This is a genomic window from Leifsonia sp. SIMBA_070 (assembly GCF_046534635.1).
Classification (GTDB): domain Bacteria; phylum Actinomycetota; class Actinomycetes; order Actinomycetales; family Microbacteriaceae; genus Leifsonia.
Map to the genome: position 1 here is coordinate 291,390 of NZ_JAWRYK010000002.1, position 11,867 is coordinate 303,256.

The 11,867-nt window shown below is 68.0% G+C and carries 10 protein-coding genes and 1 tRNA gene; 1 reads left to right on the top strand and 10 read right to left on the bottom strand.

The window, feature by feature from the left end; genetic code table 11:
- Positions 1-25: 25 nt before the first annotated feature.
- The 7 genes from pknB to SB754_RS17195 form a co-directional block, all read right to left on the bottom strand.
- On the bottom strand, positions 26-1,720 hold the full coding sequence (gene pknB / locus SB754_RS17165; protein WP_410783619.1) for a Stk1 family PASTA domain-containing Ser/Thr kinase: 1,695 nt from the start codon (positions 1,718-1,720) through the stop codon (positions 26-28).
- A 78-nt stretch (positions 1,721-1,798) separates the two neighbouring features.
- Positions 1,799-3,538, bottom strand: a complete 1,740-nt coding sequence (locus tag SB754_RS17170; protein WP_410783620.1) for a serine/threonine protein kinase — start codon at positions 3,536-3,538, stop codon at positions 1,799-1,801.
- A complete protein-coding gene (locus SB754_RS17175; protein ID WP_410783621.1) occupies positions 3,535-4,989 on the bottom strand; it encodes a peptidoglycan D,D-transpeptidase FtsI family protein in 1,455 nt (484 codons plus the stop codon). Before SB754_RS17175 ends, SB754_RS17170 begins: the two co-directional genes overlap by 4 nt.
- Position 4,990: 1 nt before the next feature.
- Positions 4,991-6,397 carry an FtsW/RodA/SpoVE family cell cycle protein gene (locus tag SB754_RS17180; protein ID WP_410783622.1) on the bottom strand — a complete coding sequence of 469 codons (1,407 nt, stop codon included), beginning with the start codon at positions 6,395-6,397 and terminating at the stop codon, positions 4,991-4,993.
- On the bottom strand, positions 6,381-7,631 hold the full coding sequence (locus SB754_RS17185; protein ID WP_410783623.1) for a PP2C family protein-serine/threonine phosphatase: 1,251 nt from the start codon (positions 7,629-7,631) through the stop codon (positions 6,381-6,383). Before SB754_RS17185 ends, SB754_RS17180 begins: the two co-directional genes overlap by 17 nt.
- Before the next feature lie 3 nt (positions 7,632-7,634).
- Complete coding sequence (locus SB754_RS17190; RefSeq protein ID WP_410783624.1) at positions 7,635-8,237, bottom strand: FHA domain-containing protein; 603 nt, start codon at positions 8,235-8,237, stop codon at positions 7,635-7,637.
- Positions 8,234-8,971, bottom strand: a complete 738-nt coding sequence (locus tag SB754_RS17195) for an FhaA domain-containing protein (RefSeq protein WP_410783625.1) — start codon at positions 8,969-8,971, stop codon at positions 8,234-8,236. Before SB754_RS17195 ends, SB754_RS17190 begins: the two co-directional genes overlap by 4 nt.
- A 142-nt stretch (positions 8,972-9,113) precedes the next feature.
- Between SB754_RS17195 and SB754_RS17200 the strand changes: the two genes are divergently transcribed.
- A tRNA-Leu gene (locus tag SB754_RS17200) sits at positions 9,114-9,197 on the top strand.
- Between the two features lie 176 nt (positions 9,198-9,373).
- Here SB754_RS17200 and SB754_RS17205 read toward each other — a convergent pair.
- The 3 genes from SB754_RS17205 to SB754_RS17215 form a co-directional block, all read right to left on the bottom strand.
- Positions 9,374-10,285: a nucleotidyl transferase AbiEii/AbiGii toxin family protein gene (locus SB754_RS17205; RefSeq protein ID WP_410783626.1), complete on the bottom strand. Its 912-nt coding sequence runs from the start codon at positions 10,283-10,285 to the stop codon at positions 9,374-9,376.
- A complete protein-coding gene (locus SB754_RS17210; protein ID WP_410783627.1) occupies positions 10,275-11,273 on the bottom strand; it encodes a type IV toxin-antitoxin system AbiEi family antitoxin domain-containing protein in 999 nt (332 codons plus the stop codon). The genes SB754_RS17205 and SB754_RS17210 overlap by 11 nt, the downstream gene beginning before the upstream one ends.
- A gap of 312 nt (positions 11,274-11,585) precedes the next feature.
- Complete coding sequence (locus tag SB754_RS17215; RefSeq protein WP_410783962.1) at positions 11,586-11,792, bottom strand: hypothetical protein; 207 nt, start codon at positions 11,790-11,792, stop codon at positions 11,586-11,588.
- Positions 11,793-11,867: the final 75 nt, after the last annotated feature.

Sequence of the window (11,867 nt, forward strand, 5' to 3'; positions counted from 1 at the left end):
GGCGAGTCGCCATGGGGGAGCCGGTTCAGCCCGAGCAGTAGGTCAGGTCGACGGTCGTTCCCTGTGGCACGTCACCCGGCACGACCGATTGCGTGTGCACCATCGTGGCGCCCTTGTCCTGTGGACAGGTCGGATCCGGTTTGGGGTTCGCCGTGAGGCCGAGCTGCGACAGGATGCCCGTGGCCGCCTGGATGGTCTGACCGGTCAGGTCGGTCAGGGTCACTTTGCCGCTGGACACGTGCAACCCGATGGCATCGCCTTCGTGCGCCGACGCGTTCGCGGCAGGGTCGGTGGTGATGACGACGTTGGCCGGGATGCTCGGGGAGTTCTCCGACGTCGTCGGTCCCACCGTCAGCCCCGCTTGCTGGAGCGCCTGGGTGGCGGCATCCACCGTCATGTTGTGCACGTCGGGGACGGACACGGTCTTCTTGCCTGTGGACACGTAGACAGTGATGGTGTCTCCGGTGGCGACGACGATGCCGGCGCCCGGGTCGGTGCGGATGACCTGGTCCGAGGCGTACGTGGGGCTCGACTCGGTGGTCTTGACCCACTTGAGCTTCATGTCGTCCAGCTGAGCGGTGGCCTTCTCGTACGTCTGACCGGAGAGGTTCGGCACCTTGCGGGACGAGTCGGGCATCGTCGTGGTGGGGGCGAGCCGCAGGACCCAGGCGAGGACGGCAACGATGACCACGGCCATGATCGCGATTCCGGCCCAGATCCAGATGACGGGTGGGCGGCGCTGCGTGCGCGTCATCGTCTGATCTTCTGCGAGCTGACGGAACGCGGCCTCAGGACCGGACACGGTGCTGGGAGGAGCGCCGAACAGGGTCTCTGCGAGCTCGTCCTCGTGCTTGCGCTTCGGCACCCGTCCCGCCGCAGCCTCCTCCAGGTCGGCGCGGAACTCCGCGACGGTCTGGTAGCGCTCGAAACGGTCCTTGGTGAGGGCGCGGGCGACGACGACATCCATCGCCGGCGAGATCTTGGGGTTGATCGTGCTCGGAGCGACGGCCGTCTCGCTGACGTGCTGGTAGGCGATCGCGACCGGGGTGTCGCCGCGGAACGGCGGCCGGCCGGTCAGCATCTCGAAGAGGACGACACCGGTCGAATAGAGGTCGGTCCGCGCGTCGACGGACTCGCCCTTCGCCTGCTCTGGCGAGAAGTAGCTCGCCGTTCCGAGCACGGCGGTCGTCTGCGCCACCGTCGCAGAGGAGTCGCTGATCGCGCGGGCGATGCCGAAGTCCATCACCTTGACCTGACCGGCCTTGGTGATCATGACGTTGCCCGGCTTGATGTCGCGGTGGACGACGCCCGCGCGGTGCGAGTACTCGAGCGCGGTGAGAATGCCCTCGGCGATGCGGACGGCCTCCGCGAGCTCGAGCGGCCCCTTCTTGATGAGGTCTTTCAGGAGGACGCCGTCGACGTGCTCCATGACGATGAAGGGCAGCTGCGCCTCATGCCCGTTCGGCTCACGGACGGTCTCTTCTCCGGCGTCGAACACGCGGACGATCGTGGGATGCGTCATCCGGGCGGCCGCCTGGGCCTCCTGCCGGAAGCGGGTGCGGAACGCGGGGTCGGTCGCCAGGGAGGGCTTCAGCAGCTTGATCGCGACCGTGCGCCCCAGCCGGGTGTCGGTGCCACGGTGCACGTCGGACATGCCGCCCCGGCCGATGAGTTCGCCCACCTGATATCGGCCTGCGAGCAGGCGGCTATCTGGGCTCAATGCGGACTCCTTCTGGTGCTGACTCCGGTTAGTGTAGCGGGGCTCGGCTGGAAGTCTCCCCGAGGGCTTCGGCCCGGGTCACTTGCCCGAGTTGCCGCCAGTACCTCCGGTACCGCCCCCGGCACCGCCCGCCCCCGGAGTCGGAATCGACGTCACGACCGTGTAGGGAAGGGCAGGGGACTGGGCGGACTCCACGGACTCGCCGCAGAAGATCGTGTACGTGAGCTGGTAGTCGCCGATCGAGCTCGGCGACCAGACCATCTTGGTGTCGTTCACCGGGGTCTGCGGCTGACCATTGACGTACAGGCGACGCCCGATCAGGTTCTGCCCGGCCGGGCACGTGGCCGAGCCGAAGCTCACCGAGATCTGGGTGTTCGGGAGGCCCTGACCCGACGGAGGGGTGGCGGAGACGGTGTCGGTCGGGGTCGGAACGGGAGCGACGGCGCCGTAGACCTTGACCGCGATGGTCGAGCCCTTCGGAACGGGGCCGGTGGGGTTGACCGAGTAGACCTTGTTCGCCTGGTCCTGCGTCGTCGCGGCGTTGCCCTGCGAGACGTCGGCGACCATCCCGAGCTGCTGCAGCTTGTCGCGGGCCTGGTCCGCGGTGAGGCCGAGGAAGTCGCTCTCGGTGATCTGCACGGTGTTGCTGGTCGGCGTCGGCTTTGGCGACGGGGACGACGGCTGAGCCGTCGGCGTGGTGGCCGGCGGTGACGCCGTGGGCGCCGCCTTCGGCTGAGCGACCAGAGTGATGATCGTCCCGATCAGCACCAGCGCGAGGAGGGCGATGAGCGCGATCAGCGGCCACGTCCAGCGGCTGCGCTTGCGCTCCTCCACAGGAGCTGCAGCCTCCTCGTCGACGACGGGGGCGACGGCGGTCGCGGGAAGCACCGTGGTGGCCTGCGTCGGCACAGGGGCCGGCGACTGCATGAGGACGGTCGCCGCATCGGTTGCGGCGGCCGCACCGAGGATGGCGGGCACAGCCGCAGCCGCAGCTCGGACATCGCCGCGTCGCAGGGCCTGCGCGGCCCGGGCCAGGTGGGCGGCGGACGACGGCCGGTCGGCCGGGTTCTTGGCGATGCACGCGAACACGAGGTTGCGCACCGGCTCGGCGACGGTCGCCGGCAGCTCCGGCGGCGCCTCGTTGATCTGCGCCATGGCGATGGCGACCTGCGACTCGCCGGTGAACGGGCGGCGGCCGGCGAGGCACTCGTACGCGACGATGCCGAGCGAGTAGATGTCCGTGGTGGGAGAGGCCGGGTGGCCGGAGGCCTGCTCGGGGGAGAGGTACTGGACCGTGCCCATCACCTGACCGGTGGCCGTGAGAGGCACCTGGTCGGCGATGCGGGCGATGCCGAAGTCGGTGATCTTGACGCGGCCGTCCGGCGTGATCAGCAGGTTGCCCGGCTTGATGTCGCGGTGGACGAGACCGGCGGCGTGCGCGGCGTGCAGCGCTGCAGCGGTCTGGGCGACGATGTCGAGCGTCCGGTCGGTGCTGAGGACGTGCTCCCGCTCGAGGATGCTGGACAGGGCCTCTCCGGGGACCAGCTCCATCACGAGGTAGGCGCTGCCGTCCTCCTCGCCGTAGTCGTAGACGTTGGCGATGCCCTCGTGGTTGACCAGGGCGGCGTGGCGGGCCTCGGCGCGGAAGCGCTCGAGGAAGCCGGGGTCGCCGAGGTACTCGTCCTTCAGGATCTTGATGGCGACGGTGCGGCCGATGACGAGGTCGGTGGCCTGCCACACCTCGCCCATGCCGCCGATTGCGATCCGCGACTGCAGCTCGTAACGTCCCCCGAAGGTGAGCCCTGCTGTGGGTCTCATTTATTCAGCACCGCCTCTAGTACTTTCCTCGCGATCGGAGCGGCGAGCGAGTTGCCCGTGCCGTTCTGACCCTGTCCACCGCCATTTTCGACAACTACCGCCACAGCGAACTCGGGGTCGTTCGCCGGCGCGAAACCGGTGAACCACAGCGTGTAGGGGTCGTTCTCCCCGTTCTGCGCCGTGCCCGTCTTACCGCCGACCTGGACCCCGTCTATTCTTGCATTGCTCGCAACACCGTGATCGACGCCGTCGACCATCATCTGCTTGATGGTGTCCGCGTTCTGCTGGGTCAGCGGGTGCGAGAACTCCTTCGCCTGGAAGCTCTCCTCGGTCTGCAGATCGGCGGACCGGATCGAGTCGACCAGGTTGGGTGTCATCAGCGTGCCGCCGTTCGCGATCGCCGCCGAGACCATCGCCATCTGCAGCGGCGTCGCACGGTCGTCCATCTGGCCGAACGAGCCGAGTGCGCGCTCCGCAGCATCGTTGTAGCCCGGGTACACGCTCTTCTCGACGGGGATCGGGATGCTGAGCGACTGGTTGAACCCGAACTTGTCCGCCTGGTCGGTGATGACCTGCGGCTTGAGCTCCATGCCGAGCTCGGCGAACGGGATGTTGCACGACAGGATCTGCGCGGTCGCGATGGAGACGGTCGCGCCCGGGCCGCAGGTGGTGAGGGAGTCGTTCTTCACGACGGTTCCCGATCCCGGAAGGGGCAGCGACGCCGGGTTCGGGAGCTGGCTGTCCTTCGTGTACTGGCCTGTGCCGAAGGCGGCGGCGCTCATCACCGGCTTGAAGGTGGATCCGGGCGGGTTGAGGTTGCCGCCGATGGAGCGGTTGATCAGCGGGTCGCCGGGGGCGGCGAGGAGCTGCTGGTACGCGGCGTCGACCGCCTTGCCGTCGTGCGACGCGAGGACGTTCGGGTCGTAGGTCGGCTTGGAGACCATCGCCAGGATCTTGCCCGTCTTGGGCTGCAGCAGCACCACCGCGCCCTGCTTGTCGCCGAGCGCATCCCACGCCGCCTGCTGCGCGACCGGGTCGATCGTCGTCTCCACCGTTGCGCCCTGCGGGTTCTTTCCGGTCAGGATGGCGTTGACCCGGTCGAAGAACTGCGAGTTGGCCGAGCCGCTGAGCTTGCCGTTGAGGGCGCCCTCCAGCCCGGTCGGCTCGCCGTTGATCGGGAAGAAGCCGGTGACGGCCGAGTACAGCGGTCCGTTGCTGTAGACGCGCTGCCATTTGTAGACGTCGTTGGACGGGACCGACTGCGCGATCGGCTGTCCGCTCACCAGGATGGCGCCGCGCTGCGCCGAATAGCTGTCGTTCAGAGCGCGCGTGTTCCGGGCGTCGGTGTTCAGGGAGTCGGCCTGGAAGACCTGGAGGATGGAGGTGGACACGAGGAGTGCGAGGAACATCCCCAGCACGATCGTGCTCACGCGCTTGATCTCACGGTTCATGTCAGCTCACCACCAGCCGGGGTTGATTGCGGACGGTGTCGGACAGTCGCAGCAGGAGCGCCACGATGATCCAGTTGGCCACCAGGGACGACCCGCCGGCGGCCAGGAAGGGCGTGGTCAGTCCGGTCAGCGGGATGACGCGGGTGACGCCTCCGATGACGATGAAGCACTGCAGGGCCACCGTGAACGACAGGCCGACCGCCAGCAGCTTGCCGAAGTCGTCCTGGCCGGCGAAGCCGATGCGCAGCCCGCGCGCGACGAACACGAGGTAGAGCGCGAACAGCGCGAACAGGCCGGCCAGTCCGAGCTCCTCGCCGAGGCTGGCGATGATGTAGTCGCTCTGGGAGACGGGGGTCACCCACGGCTGACCCTGACCGAGGCCGGTGCCGATCAAACCGCCGTGCGCCAGCCCGAAGAGGCCCTGGACGAGCTGGAAGCTGCCGCCCTGCGCGTCGTAGACGTGCTGCGAGAAAGGGGAGAGCCAGTTGGCGAACCGATCGTGCACGTACGGCAGCAGCTGACTGGCCGCGACGGCGCCGCCGACGATGAGCAGCAGTCCGAGGATGACCCAGCTGATCCGGGAGGTCGCCACGTACAGCATCACGAGGAACAGGCCGAAGATCAGCAGACCGGTGCCGAGGTCGCGCTGGAAAACGATGACGGCCATGGCCATGAGCCAGACGACGAGCAACGGTCCCAAGTCGCGGGCGCGGGGGAAGCGGATGCCGAGGAACTTCTTACCGACAGCGGAGAGCGAGTCGCGAGCCTGCACCAGGTATCCCGCGAAGAAGACGGCGAGGCAGAGCTTCGCGATCTCGCCCGGCTGGAAGCTGAACGGCCCGATCCCGATCCACACCCGCGCTCCGTAGATCTCCTTGCCGATGCCCGGGAGCATCGGCAGCAGCAGCAGGACGAGGGCGGCGAATCCGAACAGGTACGTGTAGCGCTGCAGGATGCGGTGGTTGCGGATGAGCACCACGACGAGGATCGCGCAGATGATCGCGATGGCGCTCCAGACGATCTGCTTGACCCCTGCGCTGTCCCACCCGGCGTCCTTGTAGTGGATGTCGATGCGATAGATCTCCGCGATCCCGATCCCGGTGAGGAGGGTCGCGATCGGCAGCAGGAACGGATCTGCCTGCGGTGCCACGAAGCGGAGCGCGATGTGCATGCCGATGACGAGCGCCGAGAGGCCCGCTCCCAGGTAGACGAGCGTCAGGTCGACGTGGCCGAGCGCCCCGAGCTGGACGAGGACGACAGCCGCAGCGTTGATCGCGCACGCGATGACCAGGAGGAACAGCTCGCGGTTGCGCAGCTTCGCGGGCAGGCGCAGGCGCTTCACCGGCCCGGTGGCGTTCCGGGGCGGCTTCGCCTGCGCGGGCGCGGCGGTCCTACTGTCTGCCGGCATCGCTCAGCTGCTCCACGATCGTCTGGGCCGCGCGCAGGTCGTCGGCGTTGATGGTCTGCTCGACCTGCTGCTTGTCGTAGGCGGGGAGGTCGTCGACGGTGACGTTCGACTCCTCGTAGAGGTGCGACAGGCTGATCGGCCCGATCCCCTGCTGCACGCCCTGGTAGATCGCCACCTTGCCGTCTGGCGCCTTTCCGACGTAATAGCGGGACTGCGTCCACTGGTAGCCGAAGAAGATGGCGAGCACGATGACCACCACCAGCACGATCAGGCCGACCATCCACGTGATGCGGCGGCGGCGCACGCGGCGCGCATCCTCTTCGATGAGCTCGTCGAGGTAGTCCTCCGACTGCGGCTCGAAGTGAGTGGGGCCGGTCGCCGGGCGGATGGGGTGCAGGCGCAGGCCGGGGAGCCGCGCCGCACGCGTGGTCGGCTTGGGCTCTGCGCCGAACTCGAGCGGGGACGCCGCAGACCCGACGGTGATGGGCTCCTTCACGATGTCGCCGCGAGCCGTGTCCGCGATGTCGAGCACGACGGCGGTGACGTTGTCCGGGGCGCCCGCATCCAGGCTCTGCTTCAGGAGCCGCTCCGCGACCTGCTTGGGGCCGTCCTTGGAGGCGAGCGCCGCCAGCATGTCGTCGTGCTTCACGACGCCGCTGAGGCCGTCGGAGCAGATCAGCCAGCGGTCGCCGGGGCGCGTGTCGAGCGTCCAGGTATCGATCTCGGGGGAGGCGTCGACGTCGCCCAGCACCCGCATCAGCACCGAGCGGCGTGGGTGGACCATCGCCTCCTCCTCGGTGATGCGGCCGCTGTCGACGAGGCGCTGGACGAAGGTGTGGTCGGTGGAGACCTGCTTCAGCTCTCCGTCGCGGAACAGGTAGATGCGCGAGTCGCCGATGTGGGCGAAGGCGACCTGGTCGCCGACCCGCACCATCGCGCTGACGGTCGTGCCCATGCCGGTGAGCTCGGGATGCTCGAATACGGTCTCGGCGAGCAGGGAGTTGGCGGCGATGAGCGCAGACTGCAGGGCGAACTCCGCCTCGGCCGGCGTCTCGTACTCGCGGTCGGCCTCCCGGATCCGGGTGACGGCGATCGCAGAGGCGACGTCGCCTCCTGCATGGCCGCCCATGCCGTCGGCGACGACGAAGAGCTCACGACCGGCGTAGCCGGAGTCCTGGTTGTTCGAGCGGATCTTCCCGACGTGGGAGATCGCCGCCGCCTTGTTCGCCGCCACGGGTTACCGCCGCAACTCGAACGTGGTCGTACCGATCTTGATCGGCGTGTCGAGCGGGACCTGGGTCGGGACCGTGACGCGGCGGCCGTCGAGGAACGTGCCGTTGGTGGAGTCGAGATCCTGGATCATCCACTCGTCGTTCCAGAGGAGCAGGCGGGCGTGGTGGGTGGAGGTGTAGTCGTCGCGGATGACGAGGTTGGAGTCGCTGGAGCGACCGATCGTGATCGGGTCGCGGCCGAGCGGAAGCTCCGTCCCGGCCCGCGGTCCAGAGGTGATGACCAGTCGGCGCGTGGTCTGCAGGCTGGCGTTGGTTGGCCCCCCTGCCCGGTTCGCGCCGGAAGGGAGGGTGGAGACGGGGGGCGCCTTCATGACCGGTTCGGTGGGTCCGGCCGCAGCGGCTGCTGCTCCTGCTGCCGGCGCGCTCGCCGCGGGGGCGGAGGCGAACGGCGACGCGGGCGCCGCCGAACGGGCCTGCTCGGGGAGCTTGCGGACGCGCTGACCGAACAGGTCGGTGCGCAGCGCGTAGACGATACCGAACACGAACAGCCAGAGCAGCAGGAGGAAGCCGAAGCGCAGAACCAGCAGCGTCAGCTCGCTCGGGTTCACGAGGGACCCCAGAAGTTGCCGACATCGTGGCGCCGGGTCGCGTCGTCCGCGCGCTGCGGACGACCGGGCGCCGCCTGCGGGAGGACACGGAAGACGATCCGGGTCCGGCCGAGGGTGATCACCGACTCCGGCTCGAGGATCGCCTTACGCAGCGGCTGGCCGTCGAGCTTGGTCCCGTTGGTGGAGCCGAGGTCTTCGACCTGCGCGCGGTGGCCGTCCCAGGTGATCATGACGTGCTTGCGGGAGATTCCGGTGTCGTCCACCGTGATGTCCGCGTCCGCGCCACGGCCGACGACCGTGCGGGAGTGGGTGAGCGGGTGGTGGACGCCGTCGATGTCGAGGACAGGGGTCCAGGCGACGTCGCCCTTCACGTTCTCGGAGTCGACCTGCAGCATGCCCTCGGTCAGGTCCGGGTCCTGCTCCAGGTCGATGGAGATGCCGCCGGCGAACTGGTAGTGCTGAGCGCCGGCGTGCTTCTGGACGAAGTCGATCAGCTCATCAGTGAGGGCTGCGCCCATCGAGCGCATGCGCTTGTAGTCGGGCTCCGCCATGCGCAGGACGAAGCTGTTGGGCGCGAGAACGCGGTCGCGCGAGACGACGGCGGCCTTGGTGTCGAGCTCCTTGCGGAGCGCGCTGGTGAGCTCGACCGGCTGCAGCCCGGAGCGGAAGGTCTTCGCGAACGCGCCGTTGACGGCGCGCTCGAGCCCCCGCTCGAAGTTGTCCAGAATGCCCACACTCTCCCGCTTCCGGCTGGATGACTACATGCATGTTAGTCGGAACCCTGGGAAACCGACTGGCTATCCGGTGAAGATCAGCCGACGGGAGGACCCCCCGATTCGTGATGGATCGGAGCATCGTGTTAGAGTTCCTGGGTTCGCGCGAGTGGCGGAATTGGCAGACGCGCTGGCTTCAGGTGCCAGTGCCCGCAAGGGCGTGGGGGTTCAAGTCCCCCCTCGCGCACGGATGTCGGGACATCGTTGATAGATGTGTCGAGTCATCGTTGATAGTTAGGAAGAGCCCGGCCTTTGGCCGGGCTCTTCTGTTTGCTTGGGCCAGTAGTTGTGGTCGGGGTTGATTTGGTAGGTGCCGATGACCGTCCCGGGGCATTGGTGGCAGCGGGTGCTGACCGATGGGGGTTATGCGGGCTCGGTCACCCAGCCCGTGGTATGAGGGTCCCAGGCGCCGGCGGCGCTCCCGTCGAGGGCGGGGTCGACGAAGGCGGTGATGAGGCGCTGGGCGTCGTGGAGGGTGAGGTGGTCGGCGCAGGCGGGGATGTCGCGTGCGAGTCGCGCGAATGGGCCTTCCCATGTCGCCGGCAGTTCCAGCGTTTCGAACTCGTCGAGTCGTCGGAGTCGTCTCTCGTGGTGAATGGCGCGGGTGAGTTCGGTGGCAGTGATGCCGTGCTGGGTGCGGGCGATGATGACGAGGTCGACGCCGTCTTTCGCGCGGGAGGATGCGCCGTCCCAGTAGGTGTCGGCGGTGGCACAGACCTTGTCGGCGATCTGGTCGGTGAGCGAGTACAGCCGGTAGTCCGTGGTGGGGAGGCCGGGTACGTCGAGGCGGTAGGCGGGTGCGGCGGTGACGGGTGGGGTGGTGATTCCGACGCCGGCGACGAGGTCGATCTTGATCACTCCGGCGCTGTTCGCTCCGATGTAGACGTCGAAGACGACGCGGACGCCGTCGACGTATGGCTGGTTCTCTCCGGCGCCGATGCTCTCGTGGTTGCGGTACTCGAACTGGAAGAAGTCGCCGAGGTCGAGGCTGGCGAGCTCCCTGAGCCGGGCGATCGACTGGTCGATCGTGTAGCCGTTGCGGGCCAGGTCTATGTCGACGGTTGCTCTGGCTGTTGGGACGCGGGCGAGCATCCCGGTTCCGCCTTTGAGCACCCATTCGGTGTCGGTGAAAACACGGGAGAGGAACCGGTCACGGTAAGCGAGCGCGACGAGCTCCTGGGTGCTGACGCCGACTTGGCGGCTCGTGGCCCGGGCGCGGGCGCTGATGAGCGCGCGCACTCTCTCCGCGGTGAGTGGGCGCTGGTCAGGACTCATCGGCGTCGTCCGCCTTGCGAGCGGCGGTGGGTGATCCGCCGATCCGGCCGGCACCGATCGCTCGTGCGATGTTTCGACTGACGGCGGTGTTGTCCGCGTGCGCCGAGGCGGCGAGCTTGGCGCGCACGATCTCCAGCGCCGGGAGGGCGGGTAGTCGTGGGCTCGCCGCCTCGGCGAGGACGCTTTGAATCGCGGTCTTCGCGGAGTCGGGGAGGATGTTCTCGGTGAGCTTTCGGACCTCTTCGGCTGGGTACTTCGCGATCGTCTGTTGGAGCTGGCGGAGGTAGATTTCGGCGACGAGCGACCCGATGGGTCCTGCTGCGACTTCGTCGGCGAGGGACCGGTCGTCGAGGTGCGCGTTCTGCAGGATGTTCTCCCACAGGTCGGCTGCACTCTTGATGCCATAGCGTCGCGCGTCCGTGGCGGTGAGCCTGCTTGCGATGGCGTCCTGGTCCAGGCGGTCGTTGGTGGCGTCGCGGACGGCCTGGGCAATGAGAGTGAGGTCTTCACCATCGTTGATCAGGTCGAGGATGGTCTGCTCGGGGGTGACAACCGGGAGCCCGTCGCGGACGACGACGGCGTCGTGGGGGAGTATCCGTTTGCGGTAACGGATGTCGGGGCGCCGGGTTTGGCGGCGGTCGGGTGACGTGAACTCGTGCGCTCCTTCGCGGAGGTCGCCGATGCGGTGGACGGTCGCGGCGGATCGGCCGGAGATGACGACCCCGTTTTCGCGGTCGCGGAGCCGGTCCCCGGCGAGATGGTCCGGTTCGGTGCTTAGCCACGCTGCGCGGAGGTATTCGAGGTGGTCGGCGGGTGCCCCGCTGTCACGGTAGATGCCGTGTTCGAGCCGCTCGAGGTGTCCGCCGCGGGCCAGACGTGACAGTTCCAGGTGGCCGACGCCGACGGCTTCTGCCTGGCGGGCGGTCACCATGCCCCACTGGGAGGCAGTGATGTCAGCGAGCCGGCGCTGCGCCTCTAGCGCTTTCATGCTGCAATCCTATCACCAATAGTGCTAGGAACGCAGTACCCCTGAGTCGGTGGCTGCTCAGGCGCCGCGTCCGCCGACCAGAATAGGACCCCTCAAACGCAACGTGCGCTCGGGTCCCAGAACCCGCCGACTGTATGCTCGACGGTTTTCATGGAATCAATCGACTGTAAGGTTGGGATAATACGCGGTATGTCTCTGTCCGTCCCTTGACTGGCCTGGGTTGCTGGAATCCGAAAACCACCCACGGATGTGAAAGGGCCGGTCCGACTGAAAAGTCGGGCCGGCCCTTTTGGCTTATCCCTGCCCATGTCTTCATTGCTGCCGGGCACCTGAGTTCCTGCGCCGCCGGACCACGGCGACGATGATGAGCACGACGCCGACGATCAGCACGATGGGCCCGATGGTGCCCCAGACCGGGGAGCCGCTCATCGCGGAACCGGCCAGGACGTTGAGGCCCTGCAGCGTCCAGATCAGTCCGATGGCGACCAGGATGACGCCGAGCACGAGGAGCAGCCACATCGTTTTCACGGTGTGAGGCTACGCCTTCGGTCGGCATTCGTGTGTGCGGGCGCCGTCCGGGGTGATGCCCGCGAC